This is a genomic window from Corynebacterium glaucum (assembly GCF_030408855.1).
GTDB lineage: Bacteria > Actinomycetota > Actinomycetes > Mycobacteriales > Mycobacteriaceae > Corynebacterium > Corynebacterium glaucum.
Map to the genome: position 1 here is coordinate 1,737,915 of NZ_CP047358.1, position 25,592 is coordinate 1,763,506.

The 25,592-nt window shown below is 62.9% G+C and carries 24 protein-coding genes; 18 read left to right on the forward strand and 6 right to left on the reverse strand.

Annotated features, from left to right (window positions below):
* Window positions 1–2: 2 nt before the first annotated feature.
* Window positions 3–1,016 carry a nicotinate-nucleotide--dimethylbenzimidazole phosphoribosyltransferase gene (locus CGLAUT_RS08405; protein ID WP_290184581.1) on the forward strand — a complete coding sequence of 338 codons (1,014 nt, stop codon included), beginning with the start codon at window positions 3–5 and terminating at the stop codon, window positions 1,014–1,016.
* On the opposite strand, the gene CGLAUT_RS08410 is transcribed toward CGLAUT_RS08405, so the two are convergent.
* Window positions 1,013–2,113, reverse strand: coding sequence for a branched-chain amino acid aminotransferase (locus tag CGLAUT_RS08410; protein WP_290184583.1), 1,101 nt, complete (start codon window positions 2,111–2,113; stop codon window positions 1,013–1,015). The genes CGLAUT_RS08405 and CGLAUT_RS08410 overlap by 4 nt on opposite strands.
* 40 nt (window positions 2,114–2,153) lie before the next feature.
* On the opposite strand from CGLAUT_RS08410, the gene CGLAUT_RS08415 reads away from it, so the two are divergent.
* From CGLAUT_RS08415 to CGLAUT_RS08425, 3 genes are all read left to right on the forward strand, one after another.
* Window positions 2,154–3,635, forward strand: a complete 1,482-nt coding sequence (locus CGLAUT_RS08415; protein WP_290184585.1) for a leucyl aminopeptidase — start codon at window positions 2,154–2,156, stop codon at window positions 3,633–3,635.
* 131 nt (window positions 3,636–3,766) lie between these two features.
* Entirely contained in the window at window positions 3,767–4,435 is a 669-nt protein-coding gene (locus tag CGLAUT_RS08420; RefSeq protein ID WP_290184587.1) for a hypothetical protein, read from the forward strand.
* A gap of 23 nt (window positions 4,436–4,458) precedes the next feature.
* Complete coding sequence (locus CGLAUT_RS08425; RefSeq protein ID WP_290184589.1) at window positions 4,459–5,424, forward strand: DDE-type integrase/transposase/recombinase; 966 nt, start codon at window positions 4,459–4,461, stop codon at window positions 5,422–5,424.
* A gap of 105 nt (window positions 5,425–5,529) precedes the next feature.
* On the opposite strand, the gene CGLAUT_RS08430 is transcribed toward CGLAUT_RS08425, so the two are convergent.
* Window positions 5,530–5,925, reverse strand: a complete 396-nt coding sequence (locus tag CGLAUT_RS08430; protein ID WP_198305102.1) for an oxidoreductase — start codon at window positions 5,923–5,925, stop codon at window positions 5,530–5,532.
* 109 nt (window positions 5,926–6,034) lie between these two features.
* Here CGLAUT_RS08430 and sucB point away from each other — a divergent pair, with 109 nt between their 5' ends.
* From sucB to CGLAUT_RS08480, 10 genes are all read left to right on the forward strand, one after another.
* Complete coding sequence (gene sucB / locus CGLAUT_RS08435) at window positions 6,035–8,311, forward strand: 2-oxoglutarate dehydrogenase, E2 component, dihydrolipoamide succinyltransferase (RefSeq protein WP_290184591.1); 2,277 nt, start codon at window positions 6,035–6,037, stop codon at window positions 8,309–8,311.
* A 113-nt stretch (window positions 8,312–8,424) separates the two neighbouring features.
* Window positions 8,425–10,149, forward strand: coding sequence for a dihydroxyacetone kinase family protein (locus CGLAUT_RS08440; protein WP_290184593.1), 1,725 nt, complete (start codon window positions 8,425–8,427; stop codon window positions 10,147–10,149).
* 61 nt (window positions 10,150–10,210) lie between these two features.
* A complete protein-coding gene (gene gcvP / locus CGLAUT_RS08445; protein ID WP_290184595.1) occupies window positions 10,211–13,093 on the forward strand; it encodes an aminomethyl-transferring glycine dehydrogenase in 2,883 nt (960 codons plus the stop codon).
* Between the two features lie 3 nt (window positions 13,094–13,096).
* Entirely contained in the window at window positions 13,097–14,191 is a 1,095-nt protein-coding gene (gene gcvT / locus CGLAUT_RS08450) for a glycine cleavage system aminomethyltransferase GcvT (protein WP_095660336.1), read from the forward strand.
* Window positions 14,192–14,584: a glycine cleavage system protein GcvH gene (gene gcvH / locus CGLAUT_RS08455; RefSeq protein ID WP_095660337.1), complete on the forward strand. Its 393-nt coding sequence runs from the start codon at window positions 14,192–14,194 to the stop codon at window positions 14,582–14,584.
* Between the two features lie 48 nt (window positions 14,585–14,632).
* A complete protein-coding gene (gene lipB, locus CGLAUT_RS08460; protein WP_095661139.1) occupies window positions 14,633–15,415 on the forward strand; it encodes a lipoyl(octanoyl) transferase LipB in 783 nt (260 codons plus the stop codon).
* 57 nt (window positions 15,416–15,472) lie between these two features.
* A complete protein-coding gene (gene lipA / locus CGLAUT_RS08465) occupies window positions 15,473–16,516 on the forward strand; it encodes a lipoyl synthase (RefSeq protein WP_095660338.1) in 1,044 nt (347 codons plus the stop codon).
* Between the two features lie 79 nt (window positions 16,517–16,595).
* Window positions 16,596–17,399 carry a DUF4191 domain-containing protein gene (locus CGLAUT_RS08470; RefSeq protein WP_095660339.1) on the forward strand — a complete coding sequence of 268 codons (804 nt, stop codon included), beginning with the start codon at window positions 16,596–16,598 and terminating at the stop codon, window positions 17,397–17,399.
* Window positions 17,400–17,406: 7 nt separating this feature from the next.
* The gene (locus CGLAUT_RS08475) at window positions 17,407–18,033 is read left to right on the forward strand and encodes an alpha/beta fold hydrolase (protein WP_095660340.1); all 627 of its coding nucleotides are present in this window, start codon (window positions 17,407–17,409) and stop codon (window positions 18,031–18,033) included.
* Window positions 18,034–18,070: 37 nt separating this feature from the next.
* Window positions 18,071–19,384 carry a threonine/serine exporter family protein gene (locus CGLAUT_RS08480; protein ID WP_290184597.1) on the forward strand — a complete coding sequence of 438 codons (1,314 nt, stop codon included), beginning with the start codon at window positions 18,071–18,073 and terminating at the stop codon, window positions 19,382–19,384.
* A 24-nt stretch (window positions 19,385–19,408) separates the two neighbouring features.
* Here the strand turns inward: CGLAUT_RS08480 and CGLAUT_RS08485 are convergent, their stop codons facing one another.
* Entirely contained in the window at window positions 19,409–19,891 is a 483-nt protein-coding gene (locus CGLAUT_RS08485) for an RDD family protein (protein ID WP_290184599.1), read from the reverse strand.
* Between the two features lie 108 nt (window positions 19,892–19,999).
* Here CGLAUT_RS08485 and glnA point away from each other — a divergent pair, with 108 nt between their 5' ends.
* The 4 genes from glnA to CGLAUT_RS08505 all read left to right on the forward strand — a co-directional run bounded on the left by glnA (window position 20,000) and on the right by CGLAUT_RS08505 (window position 23,240).
* Window positions 20,000–21,436: a type I glutamate--ammonia ligase gene (gene glnA / locus CGLAUT_RS08490; protein ID WP_290184601.1), complete on the forward strand. Its 1,437-nt coding sequence runs from the start codon at window positions 20,000–20,002 to the stop codon at window positions 21,434–21,436.
* A gap of 75 nt (window positions 21,437–21,511) precedes the next feature.
* A complete protein-coding gene (locus CGLAUT_RS08495; protein ID WP_343898711.1) occupies window positions 21,512–22,444 on the forward strand; it encodes an SLAC1 family transporter in 933 nt (310 codons plus the stop codon).
* A gap of 58 nt (window positions 22,445–22,502) precedes the next feature.
* Window positions 22,503–22,763: a helix-turn-helix transcriptional regulator gene (locus CGLAUT_RS08500; RefSeq protein ID WP_290184603.1), complete on the forward strand. Its 261-nt coding sequence runs from the start codon at window positions 22,503–22,505 to the stop codon at window positions 22,761–22,763.
* Window positions 22,764–22,766: 3 nt separating this feature from the next.
* Window positions 22,767–23,240, forward strand: a complete 474-nt coding sequence (locus CGLAUT_RS08505) for a hypothetical protein (protein WP_290184605.1) — start codon at window positions 22,767–22,769, stop codon at window positions 23,238–23,240.
* Between the two features lie 12 nt (window positions 23,241–23,252).
* Here the strand turns inward: CGLAUT_RS08505 and CGLAUT_RS08510 are convergent, their stop codons facing one another.
* The 3 genes from CGLAUT_RS08510 to CGLAUT_RS08520 are packed head-to-tail and all read right to left on the reverse strand — an operon-like array spanning window position 23,253 to window position 25,590.
* Window positions 23,253–23,702 (reverse strand): hypothetical protein, encoded by a 450-nt coding sequence (locus CGLAUT_RS08510; protein ID WP_290184607.1) that lies wholly within the window; start codon window positions 23,700–23,702, stop codon window positions 23,253–23,255.
* Between the two features lie 4 nt (window positions 23,703–23,706).
* Window positions 23,707–24,492 (reverse strand): YhfC family glutamic-type intramembrane protease, encoded by a 786-nt coding sequence (locus tag CGLAUT_RS08515; protein WP_290184609.1) that lies wholly within the window; start codon window positions 24,490–24,492, stop codon window positions 23,707–23,709.
* A gap of 9 nt (window positions 24,493–24,501) precedes the next feature.
* Window positions 24,502–25,590: a DUF5808 domain-containing protein gene (locus CGLAUT_RS08520; RefSeq protein WP_290187110.1), complete on the reverse strand. Its 1,089-nt coding sequence runs from the start codon at window positions 25,588–25,590 to the stop codon at window positions 24,502–24,504.
* Between the last annotated feature and the right edge of the window lie 2 nt (window positions 25,591–25,592).

The window sequence follows — 25,592 nt, forward strand, 5'->3', positions numbered from 1 at the left end:
CCGTGGCCATCCAGTTCCCGCCTGTTGATTCGCCTGAAGAGTCGCGCCGTCTTGCGGTGATCCAGGCGCTCGACTCCGAGGTCGCGGGGCGCACGCTCGGCCGAATGGGTGCGATTGGCGCGTGGGTGGCAGGTGTCCAAGGCGAGGCGCTGCCCCAACCATTCACCCGCGCTCGGGCAGTCGTGGTCGCCGGTTCGCACGGTGTCGCCGCGCGCGGGATCTCCGCCTGGACCGCAGACGCAACGCATCGCCAAGCTAAGGAAATCGCCGCGGGTGGAGGCCCAGTGCACGCAGCCGCCCGGCTGTCTGGAGCAAGCATCAGGCTTATCGACGACTTCTTGGCCACGCCCACCGGTTCCATCGATGTCGAACCCGCGATGACGCCCGAAGCCTGCGCCGCAGCGCTCCGGCTAGGCGCCCAGATCGCAGACCAAGAGATCGACGCCGGCACTGACCTGATCGTGCCTGGGGACCTTGGGGTGGGAAATACCACTGTTGCCGCGGCACTCTACGGCACCTTCACCCGCACAGAGCCCGTGCTCGCCGTAGGCCGCGGTTCCGGTGTCAACGACCACGTGTGGAAGGTCAAGACCGCCGCCGTGCGCGACGCTATGTTCCGCGTGCGCGGTTACCGAGACGACATTGAGCGCGTGCTGGCAGAAATCAGCGGCCCGGATTTCGCGTGCCTGATCGGGCTCATCGCCCAATCCGCAGCGCGGCGCACGCCAGTACTTATCGACGGCGCGTACGTCACCGTCGCCGCTTACGTCGCCGAGCGGCTCGCGCCCGGTACAAAGCGCTGGCTCATTGCTGGCCAGCTCTCGCCCGAACCCTGCCACCTCGCATTGGTGCAAGCGCTCGAACTGACCCCAGTACTTGCGCTCGACATGACGACGGGGCAAGGTGTCGGCGCGCTCGCGGCCCTGCCCACCATCAACCTGGCAGCGGAGCTCGTGGCGGATCAGCTCGCGCCTGAGCCCGAGCCAGATCCGCAGCCTGCGCCTGACCCGAGCTAAACCAGGCGGTAATTCCAGCCGTGGACATCTTCCACGGTGCCGTTCTGGACCCCGCGCAGGCGCTCACGCAGCTGCATGGTGATCGGGCCAGCTTCGTTGTTGTTCACCACGAATTCGCCGTGGGCACTCAGGACGCGACCGACTGGGGTGAGCACTGCGGCGGTGCCGCAGGCGAGCGTCTCGGTGATCGATCCGGCCTCGACGCCCTCGCGCCATTCGTCGACAGTAATGCGACGCTCCTCCGTCTTGTACCCCAAGTCTTCGGCAACCTGCAGCAGAGACTTGCGCGTGATGCCTGCGAGGAGCGACCCGCTCAGCGCCGGGGTGACCAGCGTGGCATCGGCGCCGGAGCCCTCAACGAACATGAGGTTCATGCCACCCATCTCCTCGATGTACTTGCGCTCAATCGCGTCGAGCCACACGACCTGGTCGCAGCCCTTCTCCTCGGCCTCGGCCTGGGCGAGCAGGGATGCAGCGTAGTTGCCCGCAAACTTCGCGTCGCCGGTGCCGCCCGGTGCCGCACGCACATACTCCTCGGAGACCCACACGCTCACCGGCTTGATGCCACCCTTAAAGTATGCGCCCGCAGGCGACGCGATGACGTAGTAGGTGTAGCTCGACGCAGGCTTCACCCCGAGCGTCTCCTCCGTACCAATCATGAACGGACGCAGGTACAGCGCCGCCTCACCACCGGCTTCCGGCACCCAGTCCTGGTCAATCTCCACCAGTTGGCGCAGCGACTCGATGAACAGCTCCTCCGGCAACTCCGGCATAGCCAGGCGGTGCGCGGAGTGCTGCATGCGCTCGGCGTTCTGCTGCGGGCGGAACGTAGTGATCGTCCCGTCCTCGTGGCGGTAGGCTTTCAGGCCCTCGAAGATCGCTTGCCCATAGTGCAGCACGTTCGTGGCTGGGCTGAGCTCGATCGGGCCGAACGGCCGCACCTGCTTGTTGTGCCAGCCCTCATCCTTAGTCCACTCGATGGAGACCATGTGGTCAGTGAACTTCTGACCAAACGCCGGGTTCTCCAAGATGGCACCGCGCTGCGAGTCGCTCGCGCGGTTGGGGTTCTCAGTAACGGTGAAGTCTGCGGATGTCATGATCATCACCCTACTCTTCGTGCCAGGTAGCCTTTTATCCATGCAGCAGTTGAATAGCTTCCGTGTCCGCGGCACCACGGTGTCGCTCAACCAAGCCGAATCCGCCCCGGAGGACGCCGCACGCATCGTGCCGGTTGCTAAGGGGGAAGATGGCCTGGAGCTCCCCGTCACCAGCTTTGCAGTTGGGGGTTTGCTCGACTCGCTCGTGGCGGTCGGAGCCAAGGGAGTCTCGGGCGAGACGGCGCGTGTGCTTATCGACGGCCAGTTGTACGTCTCAGTCGGACTCGGCAGCGCCGATGAAATTGATGACGAAGCGGTCCGCCGCGCCTTCGGCGCAGCCGCGCGTTCCCTTTCCGGCGTGGAGGAAGCCGCGGTGTCCTGCGAGTTCGGCACCAGGCCCGTTGTCGAAGGTCTCCTGCTTGGAGGGTATTCCTACCAGGGCCTGAAGTCTTCCGACTCGCCTTCCACCCCTGCGGCTGTGACCGTTGTCGGCGCAGATCCCGAGGAGTTCGAGCACGCGGTCGCTGTCGCCGAGTCGGTGAACTTCGCCCGCGATCTGGTCAACACCCCGGCGGACTTCCTCTACCCCGTCGCCTACGCCGGCATTATCGAGGATTTGGCGCAGGAGTGGAAAAACGACATCAGCCTGAACGTCAAGGTGATTGAGGGCGATGACCTGTGGAAGCAGGGCTTCGGGGGCATCGTTGCCGTCGGCGGAGGTTCCGAACACGCCCCGCAGCTCGTCCACGTGTCTTACGACGGCGGCGGTAACAAGCGCGTCGCGTTGGTGGGCAAGGGCATCACCTTCGATACCGGCGGCATTTCGCTAAAACCCGGCGCGAAGATGGAGGACATGATCTCCGACATGGCCGGCTCCGCAGCGCAACTGGCTGCCGTGGTTGCCGCAGCGAAGCTGAAGCTTCCGGTGCGCATCGACGCCTGGCTGCCACTTGCGGAGAACATGCCCTCCGGCTCCGCGACCCGCCCCGGCGACGTAATCACGCACTACGACGGCACCACCAGCGAAATCTTGAACACCGACGCCGAAGGGCGTCTCGTGCTTGCCGACGCCATCGCCCGCGCCTGCGAGGACACCGGCGACGGAACCCCCGACTACCTCATTGAGGCGGCGACGCTGACCGGCGCACAGTTGGTAGCGCTGGGTAACCGCACCGCCGGCGTGATGGGCTCCGACGAGTTCCGCGACACGGTCGCCGAGATTGGCCGCGAGGTCGGCGAACCTGCGTGGGCCATGCCCTTGCTGGAGGAGCACGAGGAGGAGATCAAGTCCCCCGTCGCCGACATCCGCAACGTGCACAACGCCCGCACCGGTGGCATGAGCTTCGCCGGGCTCTACCTCTCCCGTTTCGTGCCGGAGGACGTCGAATGGGTGCACTTGGACGTGGCGGGCCCGGCCTGGAACGGCGGCTCCGCCTACGGCTACACACCCAAGCGCGCAACCGGTGCGCCGGCGCGCACAATCATCGAGACGCTGACCCGCATCGCAGACGGCCAGCTCTAGACCCCTGGGAGTCCGGCCCCCGCACCGCACAACCCCACCCGCTTCTGAAAAACTTTGCAATCTTTTTCAGGGTCCTGGGGTTGGGAGTGAAGCTTTCCTGTGAACCCCCGGTTATCGGTGAGGAGTTCCAGATGAATTACCCGTTGGCGGTTCGCGAGCGTGCCGTCGAGCTTTATCGCAAGGGGTTAGAACCTCGGCAGGTACGCACCCGTTTGAGTGATGAAGGCATCGATCCTGCGCCTTCGGCGGCGTCGATTTGGCGGTGGGCAGTTAATGCTGAGCACGGTGTTGAGGTGGATCATCATTGGCGCAGTCCGAGCGAGGTTGCCGCAGCGGTGCGGGCGGCACTGACTTCGCCGGGGTCGCTGCGGGAGATAAGTCGGCAGTGTGGGGTATCTTCGACCGCGTTGTCGATCTGGGTTCGAAATTTCGCTCCCGACGAAGAGACGCGGCGTGGGATGAACCCTGAGCAGCTGGAGCAGGCGACACTGTGGCGTGTGGAGCAACATAGACGCCGCCCGCGCAAGAGCGCATCGCCACAAACCCCCAAGCCGACTTCTGCTAGGGCTGCCAAAATTGCGAGTGAGCAGCATGTGACTCAGCTCGATGATGCTGCGTTGCCGGATGATCCTGAAGAGCTTAAGGCGATGTTGCGCCACGAGCGGTTTCTACGGCTTGCGGACAAGGCCTTGTTCGAGGCTGTGATGGAGTCCGAGGGAAAAGCCCCAGCCCGGAGACGCTCGACAGCATGGTCGTCGCTCAAGCTGTCCAGCGACTCCGGGCGCACGGATACCAAGTAAAAGCCAGCTGCGAGCACTTCGGGTTGAACCTGAGCACCTACAAGCATGCGTGTCGACGACTGAAATACCCGATGTCGCAGCGGGCAACTGCCACATCGGCGATCATCGCGGTGTCGAAAGCAAACAGCGGAATCTACGGCTATCGCAGGATCTTGGCGGTGTGCAGGCAAAACGGGTGGACGATAGGTGAGAAAACAGTACGCGCCATCATGTACGCAGAAAACCTCACCCCGAAGTCCAAGCGGACCATGAGGCACCGCTCGTACAAAGGAGAAAACGCCCACCGGCCGGCGAACAAGCTGCTCATCGGGGACCTGGAAGAAGCAGCTGCCGCGGATGTCGTTGTCTCACAGGGCTACTCGCGCGAAGCGTGCAGACGCCGCGAAGCACTTGAGCCCGATTTGGTTCACGACTTCTACGCCGATAGGCCGAACGAGAAATTCGGTACCGACGTCACCGAGTTCGCATGCCGAGACGGCAAGGTCTATTTCAGCCCGTTGATCGACTTCCATGACAATCTGCCCCTCGTCTACACCATGAGCACCAGCCCGACCGCCGCGCTGACGAACACCATGCTGGAAGCCGCGTTGACAACCATCAAGCCTGGGACCAAACCGATCATTCATTCTGATCGTGGGTGGGCCTACCGACATCCGGAATGGGTAAGTATGCTCACCGACCCCACCCACGACCAGGCAGCATGCGGCAACTGTGACCCGGGCAAACCCTGCGACAACGCATGGGTTGCGATCCCATCGCTGTCGCGACTCGGCAAAAGCGGCGATAACGCCAGAGTGGAAGGATTCTTCGGCCTGCTCAAAAGAGAGCTCTACGCCGCCGGCATCAACTCCCAAAAGATGGGCACCGAGGAATTCATGAACTATCTTGAAACCCACCTGGACTGGTTCGCCTACCAACGACTCACAAGACATCCAGGTAAGGGCTACACAACCCTGGCCGAGCAACGCGCTCTGGCTACAGCTATCTAACAAACACGACTAAATAGCCACAGTGGTTCACAGGAAAGCCGCAGTCCCGTTTAGGCCCGCTTTGTAAAAGATTGCCCACGTCTTACAGAGTGAGACAGAGCGGTCTTAGCTGTAGGGGTTCTCGCCGCGCTCGAACTTCGCACGGCGTTCGCGTTGCTCGGCCCGCTTGCGCAGAATGCGCTCCTGCTCGATTTTCTTGCGCATGCGGTCCGGATATCCCGTCTCCTCGACGTCGTAAAGCGAAATGCTCAACAACTTCGCCACGGCATCGATGCCTTTGGGGCCTCCGATGCGGCGCCGGGTGTAGTTGCCTTGCTCATCGACGAGCACGACGCTCATCTCGTTGACCATCGTTTCGGGCTCGACGTACCCCTCGACAAACGCACGACCCTGAACCCACTCACGCAGGTAAGCGGCATCGTCTGGGCGGATCGTTTCCCCCGGTGCGCGAGGCGGCGTGAATTGTGAATTCTTTCTGCCTTTGCCGAAGAGATTGAACACGGCAGACATCTTACGGGAGGGTCGAAAAGCGACGGCGGACGCAACTGAATCCGGGTACGCTTTGACAACGTATAACCTTCCACAATTTTTATGAGGAGACTTTGGAGAAATGGCGCACTCAGTAGAGATGCCCGAGTTGGGCGAGTCGGTAACTGAAGGCACGATTACCACGTGGCTGAAGGAAGTCGGCGATACCGTTGAGGTCGACGAGCCGCTGCTCGAGGTCTCCACCGACAAGGTCGACACCGAAATCCCCTCGCCGGTTGCTGGCGTCTTGATTGAGATCAAGGCCGAAGAAGACGACACCGTCGAGGTCGGCGATGTCATCGCCGTCATCGGTGAGGAAGGTGAGGAAGCCAGCACTTCCGATGACGACGCTGATGATGCGGACGATGCAGGCGCTGAGGACGCCGACGAGAAGGAGACGGCGAAGGTCGAAGACGCTGACGAGGACACCAAGGAGGACGTGAAGAAGTCCGCCAAGGGGTCCGGTTCCGGCGACGCGACTGATGTTGAAATGCCGGAGCTGGGTGAGAGTGTCACCGAGGGCACCATCACCACTTGGCTGAAGTCCGTCGGCGACGAGGTTGAGGTCGATGAGCCGCTGCTCGAGGTCTCCACCGACAAGGTTGACACCGAAATCCCTTCCCCGGTCGCGGGCACCCTGATCGAGATCCTTGCTGAGGAAGACGACACCGTTGAGGTTGGCGACGTGATCGCACGCATCGGCGACGCGGATGCCGCTGGCACCTCCGACGCTGACGATTCCGACGACTCTGACTCTGATGCCGAGCCGGCCAAGGAAGACCGCGGCGAAGATGATGTCGCGAACGAAGACGAAGAAGTCAAGGACGAGAACTCCGCCGACGGCGAGGGCGACAACCCGGCCGACGCACCGAAGAAGTCCGAGTCCAAGTCCTCGTCCAAGAACAAGAAGGGTTCCGGCGAGTCCACCACCGTTGAAATGCCGGAGCTGGGCGAGAGTGTCACCGAGGGCACCATCACTACCTGGCTGAAGTCGGTCGGTGACATGGTTGAGGTCGACGAGCCGCTCCTCGAGGTCTCCACCGACAAGGTCGACACCGAGATCCCGTCCCCGGTTGAGGGCACCATCCTGGAGATCCTCGCGGAAGAGGACGACACCGTTGAGGTAGGCCAGGCCATCGTGGTAATCGGCGATGCCGACGCCGCAACCGACTCCGATGACTCCGACGACGCTGATGCAGCTGATGCAGCCGACGAGGCTGAAGACGCGGCAGAGGAGAAAGAAACTAAGGACCCGGACTCCACTGAGGAGACCGAAGAGGACGACGCAGCAAAGGCTGACAAGGAGTCCAAGAAGGGTTCCGCTGCCAACGAGCGCTCCGAGCAGGATGCAAAGGAATCCAAGGATGAGGGTTCCAACGCTTCCGCGAAGCTCGAGGACCGCGGCGACAAGGTTCCGTACGTCACCCCGCTGGTGCGCAAGCTCGCCGAGAAGCACGGCGTTGATCTGAACTCCATCGAGGGCACCGGTGTCGGCGGCCGCATCCGTAAGCAGGACGTGCTTGCAGCTGCAGAGGGCGGCGATGCGAAGGGTGCTGCGGCACAGGGCGACACGCAGTCCGCACCGAAGGGCGAGCGCGCGAACTGGTCCACCAAGTCCGTGGATCCGGCGAAGCAGGAGCTCATCGGCACCACTCAGAAGGTCAACCGCATCCGCGAGATCACCGCTTCCAAGATGGTGGAGTCGCTGCAGACCTCTGCGCAGCTCACCCACGTCCAAGAAGTCGATGTCACCCGCGTCGCGGAGCTGCGCAAGAACGTCAAGCCGCAGTTCGTCGAAAAGCATGGCGTGAATATCACCTACCTGGCCTTCTTCGTGAAGGCCACGGCCGAGGCGCTGGTGTCGCACCCGAACGTCAACGCGTCCTACAACGCCGATGACAAGACGATCACCTACCACGAGGATGTGAACATTGGTATCGCCGTGGACACCCCGCAGGGTCTGCTGGTGCCGGTGATCAAGCAGGCACAGAACCTGAACCTCGCTGAGATCGCGGCAGCGATCGCGGACCTGGCTGACCGTGCGCGCAACAAGAAGCTGCGCCCGGACGACCTCTCCGGCGCCACCTTCACGGTGACCAACATCGGCTCCGAGGGCGCATTGCTGGATACCCCGGTGCTCACCCCGCCGCAGGCCGGCATCCTGGGCACAGCCGCGATTGAGAAGCGTCCGGTCATCGTGACCGAGGACGGCATCGACTCCATCGCGATCCGCCAGATGTGCTACCTGCCGTTCACCTACGACCACCAGCTGGTTGACGGTGCAGACGCGGGCCGCTTTGTCACCACCATCAAGGACCGTATCGAGGCTGGCAACTTCGAGGATGACCTCAGCTTGTAGGGCTTGTAAGACCTGTAGGGCCTGCAGCCCCCTTTAGATACCGCTTACAGCGACCGCACTACCCGGTTGCCGACTCAGCTCGGCGCCGGGTTTTGCTCTTTACACTGGGGGGCATGGCAGAGAACTCAGCTTTCAAGTCCTTCCGCAACTCCCCTTCCGACTTCATGGATGAGGCACTCGGCGGCCTCGTCGCCGCCCATCCCTACGCCGAATGGCACGAGGAGGGGTTTATCGGGCTTGTCACTAACGACGGCCAGTCCGACGACTCGGAGGAGCGAGTCGCCGTGATCTCCGGCGGCGGCTCCGGCCACGAACCCATGCACGCGGGGTTTGTCGGCCCGGGCATGCTCGATGCCGCCTGTCCCGGACTGCTCTTCACCTCTCCGAACGCGGTGCAAATCACTGCCGCCACCGAGTGGGCGGACCGCGGCCGTGGCGTCGTGCAGGTGGTGAAGAACTACACCGGCGACGTTATGAATTTCACCGTCGCGGCGAACAGCACAAATACCGAGGTCAAGCAGGTCATCGTCGCCGACGACGTGGCCACCGAGATCGACAACGACGATTCTCCGGGCCGCCGCGGCACGGGTGCGACGATCATCGTGGAGAAAATCGCCGGCGCTGCCGCAGCCCGCGGCAACGACTTCGAGGCAGTGGCGAACATCGCGCAGCGCGCCGCCGACCAGTCCCGCTCGATGGCGGTCGCGCTCGAAGCCGGCCACCTGCCCACCAGCGGCCGCAAGACTTTCGACCTCGATGAGGGAGAGATCGAGGTCGGCGTCGGCATTCACGGTGAGCCGGGGGTGGAGCGCCGCAGCACGTCCGATAAGGAGCCCTCGGCCAAGGCTCTGGTTCAAGAGTTGCTCGAGGGCATCACCCAATCGCTTGACGACGCCGACGTGGAAACCGCCGATGCGCAGGTCTTGCTCTTTGTCAACGGCCTCGGCGGGACGAGCGAACTCGAGCTCGACTTGGTCTTTGGCGAAGCGGTAGCGCAGCTGGCCGACCGCGGAATCACGGTGCACCGCGGGATCCGCGGCACCCTGGTCACCTCGCTGAACATGGCGGGTGTCTCGCTCACGCTCACGGTGCTGGATGAGGAGCTCATCGAGCTTCTCGACGCCGAAACCGACGCGCCCGCTTGGCCAGCCGTCGCAGTTTCACCGCAGTACTCCCCCGCTCGCATGGTCGACGACGAGGAGCAGCCGGAAGATGGCGACGAGAACCCGTGGCTGACGGCGTTCGTCGAGCGCCTGCAGGAAAGCTTCGACGACCTGACCGAGCTGGATCGGGTGGCCGGCGACGGCGACTTCGGGCAGAACCTCGAGGCGGCCTTCGGCGATCTCCAGACACCGCTGAAGGGCTCCGACACCGCACTGCTGGCGTTCTTCGCCCACCGCATGCTGGTTCGCGCTGGTGGCACCTCGGGAGCGGTATTCGGCACCTTCTTCCGCGAAATGGCCGAGGCCTTCGAAGGCGCGGACGTGGATTCGCGAAAGGCCGACGCGAGCGAGTTCGCGACGGCGCTTGCCGACGGACTGTCCCGCGGCGTAGAAGCGGTTACCGATCTCGGCGGAGCCAAGGAGGGCGACAACACGCTGATCGACGCTCTCGCCCCTGCCGCCGCGGCCGCTAAAGAGATCGACGATGCTACGTCCATCGACGAGGTTTTGCAGCACGTTTTCGAACCAGCGGTCGCGGGTGCGAAGTCAACTCGAGGGATGCAGGCGAAGAAAGGCCGCGCATCCTACATCGGCGAGTCTGCTGCGGAGGTGCCGGACCCGGGCGCAATCGCAACCACGTGGTTGTTCGGGAAAGCCCCCGTCGACGAATTTTAATCCACTTATACTGGGAACCAGGTCATTTGACAGCGATGAATTCTGAATAAAGGAGTCTCCGTTGGATTACATTTCCCGTCATATCGGCCCCACCAGGGACGAAACGCAAGAGATGCTGGAGGCGATCGGTTACGCCTCGCTGGATGCCCTTATCGACGCTGCGATTCCCCAGGGCCTGCGCATGGACGGGGTTTTGAAACTGCCGAAACCCCTCACCGAGTATGAGGCGCAGGCGCGCCTGCAGGAGCTTGCGAAAAAGAACACTGTGCTCAAGGCCTTCTACGGCCAGGGCTTCTCCTCCACGCTCACCCCGCCGGTGATTCGCCGCGGCGTGGTCGAAGACGCGGGCTGGTACACCGCCTACACCCCGTACCAGCCGGAGATCTCGCAGGGCCGTCTCGAGGCGCTGCTGAACTTCCAGACTGTGGTGCAAGATCTCACCGGCCTGGACATCGCGAACGCGTCGCTACTCGACGAGGCTTCCGCGGCAGCTGAGGCGGTGGGCCTGATGTCGCGCGCGGTAAAGAAGGGCCGCCGCGTGCTGCTGGATTCCCGCCTACACCCGCAGGTGATCAACGTCGCCGCAGAGCGCGGCCGCGTCTTCGACCTCGAAGTCGAAGTCACGGACCTATCCCAGCCGGTTGTGGCAGAGGACCTGGTCGGCGCTATCGTCGCCTACCCCGGTACCGAGGGCGACATCGTCGATCCAAGCCCGGTCATCGATGCCGTTCACGAGCGCGGCGGCCTCGTCTGCGTGGACGCGGACATCCTCGCGCTCACGCTACTCGAAGCGCCAGGCGAGTTCGGCGCGGACATCGCGATCGGCACCACACAGCGCCTCGGTGTGCCGCTGTTCTACGGCGGCCCCCACGCGGCGTTCATGGCTGTGACCGACAAGCTGCGCCGCCAGCTGCCGGGCCGCCTCGTCGGCGTATCCAAGGACGCGGAGGGATACCCCGCCTACCGCCTCGCACTGCAGACCCGTGAGCAGCACATTCGTCGCGAGAAGGCGACGAGCAACATCTGCACCGCCCAGGCACTGCTCGCGGTCACCGCATCAATGTACGCCGTCTACCACGGCCCCGCCGGCCTGACGGAGATCGCGGAAGCGATCCACGGCTACGCAACCCGCTTCGCAACCAGCATCGAAAAGGCGGGGATGCGCGTGCGTCACGCGCAGTTCTTCGACACGGTTGTGGTTGAGGATGCGGGTCAAGAGGCCGTCGATAAGCTTGCGAAGGCTGGGTACCTGGTGCGAAAGCTTGACGACGAAGCTGTGGCTGTCGCCTTCGGCGAAGACTGCGACGATGACGACCTGTGGGCTTTGCTGGAGGGCTTCGGTGCTGGCGAGATTTCGGAGGGTGAACGTCGCATTCCGGCTGAGCTGCAGCGCAAGACCGAGTTCATGACGCACGAGGTGTTCAACTCGATCAGCTCGGAAACGCAGATGATGCGCTACATCCGCAAGCTGGGCGACAAGGACCTGGCGCTGGATCGCACGATGATCCCGCTGGGCTCGTGCACGATGAAGCTGAACCCGACCGCCGGTGTGGAAACGATTACCTGGCCCGAGTTTGCGAACGTGCACCCGTTCACCCCGGACGAGTACACCGCCGGTTGGCGCGAGCTGATCGAGGAGCTCGCCGGCTGGCTCACGGAAATCACGGGCTACGACGCGGTGTCGATGCAGCCGAACTCGGGTGCGACCGGCGAATACGCAGGCCTGATGGCGATCCGCCAGTACCACCTCTCGCGCGGCGACGAGCAGCGCGATATCTGCATCATCCCGGCATCGGCGCACGGCACGAACGCGGCGTCCGCCTCGCTTGCGAACCTGCGCGTAGTGGTCGTGGCGACGGCTGAGGACGGCTCGATCGACATGGCGGATCTAGATGAGAAGATTGCCAAGCACGCCGACAACATCGCCGCGATCATGATCACCTACCCGTCAACGCACGGCGTCTACGAGGACACGGTGCGCGACGTGGCGGACAAGATCCACGCTGTGGGCGGGCAGGTCTACATCGACGGCGCGAACATGAACGCGCTGACCGGTATCGCGCGCCCGGGTGATTTCGGCGGCGATGTGAGCCACCTGAACCTGCACAAAACCTTCACCATCCCGCACGGCGGCGGTGGCCCGGGCGTGGGCCCGATCGGTGTAGGCGAGCACCTGATTCCGTTCCTTCCGTCGGACGCAAACACGGATTACGTCGCAGAGAGCTCCGATGCCGCGCACGGCGTGCCGGTGGCGGGCACGTACTACGGCTCGGCCGGTGTGACCCAGATCCCGTGGGCGTACATCGCGATGAGCGGCGCGGAGGGGCTGAAGGCGGCGACGAGCAACGCCGTACTGACCGCGAACTACGTCGCACACGAGCTCGACGACGCCTTCCCGGTGCTCTACACCGGCGAAAACGGCCTGGTCGCGCACGAGTGCATCCTGGACCTCAACGACATCACCGCGCGTACCGGCGTGACCGCCGCGGATGTGGCGAAGCGCCTGGTGGACTACGGCTTCCACGCACCGACCCTGGCGTTCCCGGTGGCCGGCACGCTCATGGTGGAACCGACTGAGTCGGAGGACAAGGCCGAGCTGGACCGCTTCATCGAGGCGATGCGCTCCATCCGTGAGGAGATCCGCCAAATTGAAAATGGCGAGATCGAGTACGAGAAGTCCGTGATCCACAATGCCCCGTACACCGCGCACAGCGTCGCCCGCACCGAGTGGCCCTACGACTTCTCGCGCGAGCAGGCCGCCTACCCGGTGGACACGCTCGTGCACCAGAAGTACTTCCCGCCGGTGCGCCGCATCGACGAGGCCTACGGCGACCGCAACCTGCAGTGCGCCTGCCCGCCGCCGGAGGCCTTCGACATCGCCGTCGATGAGCTTGATCCGGTCGAGGAAATCGACGTGACCACCACCGAAGAGAACAGGAAGTAACCCATGCCCCAGACTCCACTGCACGCCACCCACGAGGCGCTCGGCGCGACGTTCACCGACTTCGGCGGCTGGACCATGCCGCTGAAGTACAACAACGAGCTTGAAGAGCACCGCGCTGTGCGCAGCGGCGTCGGCATCTTCGACCTCTCCCACATGGGCGAAATTGACGTGATGGGCCCCGACGCGGCCGCGTTCTTGGACTACGTGCTGATCAGCTCGCTGTCTAACCTTGCGAACGGCAAAGCGAAGTACTCGATGATCGTCGACGAGCAGGGCGGCATCCTCGATGACCTGATCACCTACCGCTTCGGCGACTACCACTACATGGTCGTGCCAAACGCCGCCAACACTGACGTTGTCTGGGAGGCGTTCCAAGCCCGCAAGGGCGACTTCGACGTCGAGTTGCGCAACGATTCGCAGACGTTCGCGCTGGTTGCGGTCCAAGGTCCCGGCTCGCTCGAGGTTTTGAAGCAATTGCTTGTCGACGACCCCTCCGACCTGCCCTACTACTCCGGCCAGTGGACCACCCTGGCCGCCGGGGACACAAACGTCGAAGTCTTTGTCGCCCGCACCGGCTACACCGGCGAGGACGGCTTCGAGTTGTTCTGCGTGTTCGAGGACGCGCAGGCGGTGTGGGACGCGGTGATTCCGCACGGCACCGCGTGCGGTCTCGCCGCGCGCGACTCGCTGCGTCTGGAGGCTTCAATGCCGCTGTATGGCCATGAACTGACCACGGACATCACCCCAGTGGAGGCGGGCATGGGGCGGGCGTTTGCGAAGAAGGACGCGGATTTCGTCGGCAAGCAAGCCCTGGTTGACCGCGAGCCGAGCGTGGTGATCGCCGGCCTGACCTCCTCCGAGCGCCGCGCCGCGCGTGAGGGTTCCGAGATCTTCCTCCCTGACTCCGAAGACGGGGAAACGCGGATCGGCGTAGTCACCTCCGGCCAACCCAGCCCGACGCTCGGCCACCCGGTAGCCCTGGCGCACATCGACCCGGCGCACGCCGAAGTGGGCACTGAAGTGGAAATTGACATCCGCGGGCGCCGCTACCCGTTTACTATCGTGGAAACACCCTTCTACAAGCGAAAGGACGCATAAATGGCTTTCCAGCAGGATTTCTACTACTCCGAGGACCACGAGTGGATCAACGCCACCCCGGACACCGCCGTTGGCCAGACCGTGCGTGTGGGTATTACCCACGTTGCCGCTGACCGCCTCGGCGAGGTCGTCTTCGCCGAGCTGCCGGCTGCCGGTGACACCGTGACCGCTGGCGAGACCTGCGGCGAGATCGAGTCGACCAAGTCCGTCTCCGACCTCTACTCTCCTGTCACCGGCACCGTCACCGCTGTCAACGAGGACATCGACGGCGCTTACGAAGCCATCAACAATGACCCGTACGGCGAGGGCTGGCTCTTCGAGGTCGAGGTCACCGAGGTCGGCGAGCTCATGACTGCCGACGAGTACGCTGCGGCCAACGGCGTGGAGAACTAACCCCCACCGTTTCACCCGGCGCGCGTCAGCGGGGCTATGGTCGAGACCATGACCGCACCGCGAGACCCGTTCTTTCCCGCCGATCAATCCATTCGAGCCTCATCTGCGCCCGTTGACGTGCGCGCGATGGGGCTTGTTGATTACCAAAAGGCGTGGGAAATCCAGGCAGAGCTTGCCGCCAAGCGCGCCACGGACGAGGTCGGCGACACCATTCTCCTGCTCGAGCACCCGTCCACGTTCACCGCGGGCAAGCGCACGCAGCCGGAAGACATGCCCGATCCCTCCTACCCGGTGCCGGTCGTCGGTGTCGATCGCGGCGGCCGCATCACGTGGCACGGCGAGGGCCAGCTCGTGGCGTACCCGATTATCAAGCTCGCCGAGCCGGTTGATGTGGTGGATTACGTGCGCCGTCTCGAGGAAGCGATCATCGAAGCCGTCCGCAAAGCTGGCATCGATACCGCTGGCCGTATCGACGGCCGCTCCGGCGTCTGGGTCCCCGCCGCCACCAGAGCTGCTTCCCCGGAGGCATCGACGCGCGACCGCAAAGTCGCCGCTCTAGGCATCCGCATCACCCGCGGCGTGACCATGCACGGGCTGAGCCTCAACTGCAACAACACCCTCGACCACTACAGCCACATCGTCGCCTGCGGCATCGACGACGCCGATGTCACCACCATGACCCTCGAGCTCGGCCGCCAGGTCACCCCTGCAGAAATGGAGCCATTGCTTGTCGACGCCCTCCTGCGCGCCCTCGCCGGCGAATTGGTGGTAGCAAACCACTCGTTCGGCTCCGCGCCGGACCCCACAAAAGGGTTGAAAAAGCGCAGCTAGACCGGGGCTTTCCTTCGGCCCGGCGGCGGTTTTGACGACGTTGTTACGATAGGGAACGTGACTGTAGCACCTGAAGGCCGAAAGCTTCTGCGTATTGAAAAACGAAACGCAGAGACCCCTATCGAGTCCAAGCCACGGTGGATCCGCAATGCGGTGAAGACCGGTCCTGAGTACGAGGACATGAAGAAGAAGGTCAAGGGTGCTTCCCTGCACACTGTGTGCCAGGAAGCAGGCTGCCCAAACATCCACGAGTGCTGGGAATCGCGTGAGGCGACCTTCCTGATCGGCGGCGCAAACTGCTCGCGCCGCTGCGACTTCTGCCAGATCACCTCCGCGAAGCCAGAGCCGCTGGACCGCGGCGAGCCGCTGCGCGTGGCCGAGTCCGTGCGCGAAATGAACTTGAACTACTCCACCATCACCGGCGTGACCCGCGATGACCTGGAGGACGAGGGCGCCTGGCTCTACGCCGAGGTGGTCCGCAAGATTCACGAGCTCAACCCGCACACCGGTGTCGAGAACCTCACCCCGGACTTCTCCGGCAAGGCTGACCTGCTCCAGGAAGTCTTCGAGGCTCGCCCCGAGGTGTTCGCGCACAACGTGGAGACGGTGCCGCGCATCTTCAAGCGCATCCGCCCGGCGTTCCGCTACGACCGTTCACTCGACGTGATCCGCCAGGCCCGCGACTTCGGCCTGATCACCAAGTCGAACCTGATCCTGGGCATGGGCGAAACCCAAGACGAGGTGATGGAAGCCCTGCACGACCTGGTCGATGCCGGCACCGACATCATCACCATTACCCAGTACCTGCGCCCTGGTCCGCAGTACCACCCGATCGAGCGCTGGGTGAAGCCGGAAGAGTTCATCGAGTACCGCGACGCGGCGTACGAGATGGGCTTCGGCGCGGTCATGTCCGGCCCTCTGGTGCGTTCCTCGTACCGCGCCGGCAAGCTCTACGTCGAGGCGATGGAGCACCGCGGCCTTGAGCTGCCGGAGAACCTCAAGCACCTGGCGCAGACGTCGCAAGGCGATACTGCGCAGGAGGCCTCGACCCTGCTGGCGAAGTACGGCGCGAGCCAGGATACGCCCGTCACCACTCGCTAGCACCCGCTCGCACCGAGCGGGTGCCTCCCAGCGAGTGGTGCCTTTGGCCGCTCGCAAGCCGTGACCTAACATAAGGCCCATGGCCAAGGACGAGAAGGCAGCAGCACAGAAGGCCGCCGAAAAGGCGGCGAAGCGGGAAGAGCGCGCAGCAAAGCGCGCCAAGGGTAAGCAGACCCGCGGGCAGGTTCGCGAAGCGTTCAACATCCAGCGCAAGCGCGACAAGAAACTCATTCCTTACATGCTGCTTTCGGTCCTCGGCATGGGCCTTCTGTTCTTCCTCATCGGTCTGCTATTCCGCGGCCAGTGGTTCATGCTCGTGCTGGGCCTTTTGCTCGGCGCCGTGCTCGCGATGTGGATCTTCTCCCGCCGCCTTGAAGGTTCGATGTACGACGAGGTCGGCGATACTCCCGGCGCGGCAGCTTGGACGCTTGAGAACATGAAGTCCACTATGGGCATCGCTTGGGTGCCCAAGACCGGTGTGCAGGCCAACACTCACATGGATGCCGTCCACCGCGTTGTGGGCAACCCTGGTGTCGTATTGGTCGGCGAAGGCAACCCGAACCGACTCAAGCCGCTCATGGCCAAGGAGCACAAGCGCGTCGACCGCCTGCTTGCTGGCGTGCCGATCTTCGAGGTATACGCCGGCGAAGGCGAGGGCCAGGTACGCAACCGCGACCTGCAGAAGCACCTTCTCAAGCTGCCGAAGAACTACAAGAAGGACGACGTCTACGCGCTGAGCGCAAAGCTCGACGCGATGGATGCCCGCACCCGCCCTGGCCAGATCCCCGGCCTGCCCGGCGGCCCGATTCCGAAGCAGGCGCAGAACATGTCCGGCATGAACCGCAAGATGCGCCGCATGCAGCAGCGTCAGGGCGGCAAGTAGCCAGCACATGAGTCAGCCAGCTCGCGTCGTCTTCCTCCACGGCCTCGGCGAAACCGAGCACGTCTGGGAGCCAGTTGCGCAGCGGTTGCCAGGGGTTTCGGCCCGCACACTTTCGCTTATCGACGGCAGCGCCCAACCCTGGTACCTCAACTCCACCTCTGAACGCATCGCTCGGGATCTGGATGCACCCGTGCATCTCGTGGGCCTCTCATTGGGAGCAGTCGTCGCTCTCGATCTGGCCGCAAGGTACCCCGAGAAGGTGGCGTCGCTCTTCCTCTCCGCCCCGCAAGTCCACCCGCCTGCGGGGTTCATGCGCACCCAGATCGCGCTGCTGCGTCTGCTCCCCGAGCGACTCGTGGGTGGCGACGGGGTGACGAAGACGCAGATGCTCGACACACTCAAGTCACTGCAAGACTTGGATCTGCGACCGCAGCTGAGCACGATGACCGTCCCCGTCACCGTGGCGTGTGGCGCCAAGGACAGGCCGAACCTGCGGGCGGCTCGCACCGTCGCCGCATCGATCCCACGCGCGCATTTAGAAATCATTCCCGGGGCCGGGCACCGCTGGCACGTCACGCACCCGGATGCATTCGCCGCAGCACTCGCCCAGCACCTGCAGCGCTGGTCACTTTAACTGCGGCTTTCCAGCGCCAGCCTTAGACTCGGTAGTCGTGGCTGACGAAACGATGCCGGCTCACGCAACCGGCCAGGTGGATTTCGCCGCAGAGGCGAATACTGCGCTGCGGTTCGGCATGATGCTGCTCTCCGCAGGCGCAGCCAGCTACCGCGTGATTCGGGCGGTCAAGCGCGCGGCCCGCTCAATGGGATTCGACAACGCGGATGTCCTCGTCGGATTCAACACCATCACCTGCACGTTTCACTACGGCGAGCAGTTTCGTACCCTCGTCGCGGACGTACCGCTGCCGGGTGTGAACTCGTCACGCATCGAGGCGCTGGAGTCCACCGCCCACACGCTCCTGCAGAGTTACCACTCTGCGGATGAAATTAACGCGGCACTGGATGAGATCGAGCAAATCCCCACTCCCCGCTGGCCGCTATGGATCGCCGCCATCGCCGCGGGCCTCGCTTGTGCGGGCTTTGCGGTGCTCAACCAGTTCGGGTACGTCGCGGCATGTGTGGTGTTCTTCGCTGCCGCCGCTGGCCAATTCGTCCGCGTGAAGTTGCACCACAAGCATTTCAACGTGCTCGGTGTGATCACCGTGGCGGCGTCGGTAGCTTCGTCGCTGTATCTCGTGCTGGCATACCTGCTGCCCACGCCGGGTGACATCTCCCCCGGTTTCATTGCCTCCGTCCTGTTCTTGATTCCAGGATTCCCGCTATTTGCCGCATTCGTGGATTTAGCACGTTTCGATTTCACCGCCGGCATTCCGCGCCTGCTGTTCGCCGTCGAGGTCATCGTCGTGATCATGTTGACCGTCTCGGTGGTGGCGATGCTCTCCGGCACTCCGCAAGCCACACCACCCGTGCATGAGTCGAGCTGGGAGTACTTCATTGCCGGTGGTGTGTCGTCGTTCGTCGCTATTGGATGTTTTGCGATTCTGTTCAACTCCTCGCGGCGGATGGCATTGGCCGCCGCCTGCCTCGGCTGCGCCGCCAACCTGCTCCGCCTGTGGTTGCTCACACTCGGTGTCCGCAGCTTCCTGGCGGCATTCCTGGCAGCACTCTTGATTGGGTTGGCGGGCAGCCAGCTGGGCAACTACGCCTCGGTGCCGCGCGTGACGGTCACCATTCCGGCATCAGTGGTGATGATCCCGGGCACAACGATCTACGTTGTGTTGCACAACTTTGCAGAAGGCAACACCCCGGAAGCGCTCTACGCCGCAACCGATGTCGTGTTCGCGGTGCTGTTCATTGCCGGCGGCCTCATCATCGCGCGCATGATCACCGACCAAGACTGGGCGTTCTCCCGGTACATCGACTTCGGCAAAGAGCTAGACGGCGAGGTGCGCCCCATCAACGACTAGCTCGGCGCGAGTTCCCTCCGCAAGCTAGGTATTGATCACAGTGGTGTTGGTTGCGCGGTCGTGCATACCGCGGCCGTCCGCATCCACCATCGCTGCAGGCAGAATGAACGCAGTAAGCAGGGTACGCACCGCCGCACGCCAGAGCCCGACGTGGGCTTCCGCGTCGACGCGGGCCACGCCCATCCCGAGCATCGCCATGCCCGGAGTGCGGGCAAAGAGCCACCCGGTGAAAATCCCCAAAAGCACCCAGAGCAGAAGAGTCAGCGTCGCAGTGTCACCGAGCTTGTCTGTGTAAATGGTGAGCATTGTGGCGGCGGCCAGGCAGATCACCCAGTCAATGAGTACACCGACCATGCGGCGCGCGACGGACGCTTGAGAGCCGGAGCCTGCCTCCGGCATACCGAGGAACTCGCCCGGGTACCCGGGAATTGGGTCATACCCATCGAACTGGTTCGGGATCTCCGGCCCGTTCGTCCAATTCGCCCGGTTTGTTTTGTCCTCAGCCATAGCGTTCACCCTAGTCGGTGGCGGTGAGGGGCCGAAACAGATGATCGTCGATAAGCAAATTGCTCTAAACTGGGATTGTTCGTTTCATCAGGGTAAGGAGTTGGGCACGTGGCCTTCGACAACATCGAGGACGTCAAAAAATTCATCACCGACGAAGAGGTGGAATTTATCGATGTGAGGTTCACGGATGTGCCCGGCATTGAGCACCACTTCTCCATCCCAGCTTCCCAGTTCGACGAGGATGCGATGGAGGAAGGGCTCGCCTTCGACGGCTCCTCGGTGCGCGGCTTTACGACGATCGAGGAATCCGACATGGTCCTCATGCCGGATCTGGCGACCGCGAAGCTGGATCTGTTCCGCAGCACCAAGACGCTGAACGTGAAGTTCTTTGTCAACGACCCGTTCACGCACGAAGCGTTCTCCCGCGACCCGCGAAACGTGGCTCGCAAGGCCGAGGAGTACCTGGCATCGACCGGCATCGCCGACACCTGCAGCTTTGGCGCGGAGGCCGAGTTCTACCTCTTCGACAACATCCGCTACGAAGTGCGCGGCGAGCGCGCGTTCTACGAGATTGATGCGGAAGAAGGCTGGTGGAACCGCGGCAACGCAACCGAGCCGGACGGTTCGCCGAACCTGGGCTACAAGAACCGCTACAAGGGTGGCTACTTCCCGATCCCGCCGCACGACAAGACCGTTGAGGTGCGCGACGCCATGGTGCACAACCTGGCAAAGTCGGGATTTGAGGTGGAGCGCTTCCACCGCGAGGTGGGCAACGGCGGCCAGCAGGAGATCAACTACCGCTTCAACACCCTGCTGCACGCGGCCGATGACCTGCAGGATTTCAAATACATCGTGAAGAACACCGCGACGCAGTTCGGCAAGACCGCGACGTTCATGCCGAAGCCGCTGGCGGGTGACAACGGCTCGGGCATGCACGCGCACCAGTCGCTGTGGAAAGACGGCGAGCCGCTGTTTTACGACGAGTCCGGTTACGGCGGGCTGTCCGACATCGCTCGTTGGTACATCGGCGGCATCCTCGAGCACGCTGGCGCGGTGCTGGCGTTTACCAACCCGACGCTGAACTCCTACCACCGCCTGGTGCCGGGCTTTGAGGCGCCGATCAACCTGGTCTACTCGCAGCGCAACCGTTCCGCGGCGATCCGCATCCCGATCACCGGCGCGAACCCCAAGGCGAAGCGTATTGAGTTCCGCGCGCCGGACCCGAGCGGCAACCCGTACTTCGGTTTTGCTGCGATGATGATGGCCGGTCTGGACGGCATCAAGAACCGCATCGAGCCGCACGAGCCGGTGGACAAGGATCTCTACGAACTGCCGCCGGAAGAAGCGAAGGACATCCCGCAGGCACCGACCTCGCTTGAGGCTGCACTGGCTGCGCTGGAGGAGGACCACGACTTCCTCACCGAAGGCGACGTGTTCACCGAGGATCTGATCGAGACCTACATCAAGCTGAAGGTGGACAACGAAATCGCGCCGGCCCGCCTGCGTCCGACGCCGTTGGAGTTCGAGCTCTACTTCGATTGCTAGGGGTTCGGCGGGGGTTCGCCTGCGTTTCTTTAGCTCAACTTTCTCCTTTGTGCGGAAGGGATTACCATTCCTTCGGTGACCGATAAATTCCGCGAATTGCCAGCCCCGGGCCCTGCCTGGGGCGGCAGTCTTATGGGCACCTCGATCGTCGCCCGCTTGCTAGTCGAAGAAGATCTGATGGTTGCCGCTGGCTTCTTTGCCGCGCTTGCCTGCGTGATTTTCCTGGTGCTGACTGTCGGGTTTTTGCGGTATCGCCACCCTCGTTTCGAGCAGGCCAGTATGGCGGAGTGGTCGATGTACTTCATCGGGATTCTCGCCCTCGGCGCCGCACTGTCCGGGCTGACTGGCCAGGGCATCTTCCGCCTCATCGGGTTTTGGATTGGCGGGCCTCCCACAGTGATCACCTGGGCGTTACAGCTCATGCGCTTCGATGGAGAGCCGAAGTTCACCTGGGGGCTGCCACTCGTCGGGCCAATGATCTCCGCTTCCGTAGCCGGTTGGATTGCTCGTGATTACGGGCAGCTGTATCTCGTACTCGGAACGGTGCTGTTCCTCATGTCGATTGTCACCGCGGTGCCCGTCTTCATCCGCGTGTATTGGGCTGCTTGGCACGGCAACGTCGATCTGAGTGGGGCGAAGTCGGCAACAGCCTGGGTGCCGCTCGGCGTGGTGGGGCAATCCACCACCGCCCTGCAGGTGCTGTATCCAGGCGTGTACTCCGTTGGATACGGGCTTACCGCGTTGGTCATCGCGATCCCTTTGGCGATCTTCGCCATGGTCACCTTCTACCCCAACGTGGCTCGCTGGGTGGACTACTCCCCCGCGTGGTGGGCGTGCACGTTCCCACCGGGCACCGTGAGCATGGGCGGGCACCAGGTCGCCCTTGTCAACGGCTCAGAGTGGCTCGATGTGGTGGCGTTGAGCATTCCGGTGCTGTTGGTTGCCCACTGGGCGCTGTGCTCAAGCCGCTTTGTGAGCTGGGTCCTCGAGGGGCGCGCAAAAGCTTAACCACTGGCAAGATCGTCAATTCTTGACAAAGTGTTGTGTTTATACAACACTTTGGTTTATGTCCCCAAAGAAGAAGTCTGCTGACCCAATTTTCAACCGGGTCCGCGTGCTGCGCACCGAGAGGGACATGTCGCGCGCGCAGCTCGCAGAAGCGGTTGGGGTCAACCCTCAAACCATCGGCGCGCTAGAACGCGGCGACCACTACCCCAGCCTGGACCTCGCATTCAAGATCTGCGATGTTTTCCAGCTGCCGGTTGAGGCCGTCTTTTCCCGCTCCGAGTTCAGCCCAATGTCGGTTGAGATCTACCGAAAGGACTAGGACATGACCACCCGCCCAATTCCCAAAACTGTTACCCGCAGGAATCGACTCACCCTTTTCACTGACGTGGCGTTCGGGTTTTACGAATTCAGTTTGGTGACCCACTTCTTCCAGCCAGGAATCTCCAACGCACTGTGGATCCTCAGCGGTTTGGCGGCCGCGTTCGGCACAATTCGACTTCGAAACGCGATTGGAGGAGCAGATCTACCCAATGCCGAGCTAGACGAGTACGAACTCACCCGACACCTCGAGGCGCGAGAGGATGGCCTGAAGGCCTCGCTTGTTATCTCAATGATCATCTTCCTGCTGACCGGACTCGTTGCCGTCGCAGCGAAGTGGTGGTTCGACCCCACCGGTACAGAGGTGGCGATCTTCTTCGCCAAAGCGATTAGCTTCCAGCTCGCATTCATCCCGTTTGCGGTCGCCCGCTCCTTGGCCGGCAAGATCAACCGCGACGAGCTCATCTCCGGCGCGTAGTCGAACCGGCCCTTACGCGGGAACCGGCGCAGTGCGGCCTTGAATGTCTCGGATGGCTGCCTCCGGGTCGCTGGCAGAGACCAGATATTTGGTAGTGGATGTCTCGATCTGGACAGTTGGCCCCGGCACCACGTACCCGGTCGCGTTGTCGATAAAGCGCACCCACGCACCGTGCTTCAGCGTGATCTCTGGGCCTTGTTTCAGGCTCACAATTGCGGAAAGCGGGACGCTGTCCGAGAAGCCAAAGATAGAGAAGCGCACTTGTTCGTCATCCACCACCAGCTTCACCCTGGAGGTCAAGCACGCCAAGGTGAAAAACACGAAGACGAGCCACAAGAGCACTTCCCACAGCGAACCTCTGAGCATCAGAGGTGCTAACGCCACAGCTGCGCCGATCAGGATGATGGCCACGACCCAGAAAGTAGACCCATTGAGTCGGCGCGTGTAAACGTTGGACTGCATGGCGTTAGTTTATCGGAGGGTGCTGTTCAACGGAGCGCCGCGATACGGGCCCAACGAGCACCGCCCACAGGGATCCGGCGGCCACTACGGTCAGCGCAATATAGACGGGAAGCAATCCGAGGGGCAAAAGCGCCATTGCCAACGCGTTGAAGCTTGAGTGAAGTACGACTGCGAGCAGCCACAACTGCCACTTCCCCTCGCGCACGGCGCGCAGGATTAGCAACGTCATCGCAACGTGAAATGCGATGGCGAGCGCACGTTCGTACCAGCTCAGCGTGACAAGCGGAAGGGTCAAGTGTGCGAGATCGTCGATTTGTTGTTGCACTGCGACCACTGCATCTTTCTGGCCTGACATTTCGGCCAGGGACAGAAAACGCTCCTGGTTGGTGAGCAAAATTGCGCTGGTGATCGCCGTGTAAACCAGCCTGAGAACCGCCTCGATACCACCGTGGCCTAAGCCGAATCCGACACCATCGCGCCACTGCCTTGCGGTCTTTGCCCAAAACCGCAGCACCAGCCATCGCGCGGTTTCTTCGAAGACACCCGAGAGCACCACCATCAGCACAACTGACGCGGTGGCGAGTGCGGCCGGGTCGAGGACTTTCCCCAGCACGATGAGGATCGGAGTGGCAACAATCATCCGAGCAACCTGCGACAACGGCCAAGCTAATGCTCCCCAGCCGAGGGTGGCCCAGCGGTAACCCAGGCGCCGCTTTGTTACCCACCACAGCGCCGCGATCAGCAGGATGAGGCCCGCCACCTGGATAGTTAGTAACGTAAAGATGTTCACGTGTGCTCCTTACAATGCGAAGGCGAACACGAGGCCGCCCACTAGCGTTGCCAGCGTTACAGCGAGAAATGCTTGGCCCTGCCAGGTTGCGTAATTGAAATCGACCCCGACGCCAGTTCGCTTGTCGACGATCACCGCCGGGTCGTCCGGGTTGTAATAAAACATTCCCCATTTGTAGTGCTCATCGTTGTCGGGGCTTTCGACATCGCCAGTTGCGAACGCGTGCTGTCGGCTGCTGACCCGCACCCTAACGAGGCTTGCCACAAGGCCAATCACACACACGGTTGTGAGCGTCAACATTGCCACGGTCACCGGGGCCAAAAGGTCATGGAACTGCGGGAGCGGCATGACGACCTGGAGTGCAGCAAGGCCAGTCACGACGACGAACGTGAGCACAGCCGCGGCGCGCAACCCCACGTGCTGCGCCTCAATATCGCGGCGGAGTCCGTCTTCGGTGCGATCCGCTCGCCTTGATACCCGGCCCGAGGTGATCAACCAGGCGAAAAATGCGAGCAGAGCTATCACCGCGACATTCACCAACGAAAGGGAGAACACTGATGCAACAGATTTAGCGGCCCACGCATCCGGTTCAAACGACGGACCATAGTGGGTGGGAAACTCCGCAGGGATCTCGTCCCAGCGTGAGGCAACTAAGAGCGCGCTCAGCCCAGTGACAGCGGTCGAGCACAGCACCAATGCCCACGCCAACACCGGGCATGGTTCCTGCTGGGTTCGCGCCACTCGTCCGCTGACGGCGGTATGGAGCCCGTCGAACCATCCCTGGTCCTCTTTCGCTCGGAGTAGGTGTTGACGCTGGGTGGAGTACGCAGCCGCAAATCCGAACAACAACCCGGCCGGAACTGCGATCGCAGTGGGAGGGTACGCAGACCCCACGAAGGCCACACATGTCGCGATCACGCCGACAGTGATCATCGCCCTCCGGTAGCCAGCAAGCGCGGAGCGGACCGCAGGATTGTCAGCCTGGTTCGCGGGAACCCGCACACCCAACACCACTCCATTGGGTGAGAGAGTAGGCAACAGTGCGAGCGCGAGTGCAATGATTGCTGTGGTCGCCGCGACCAGTATGGCGAAGACCATAA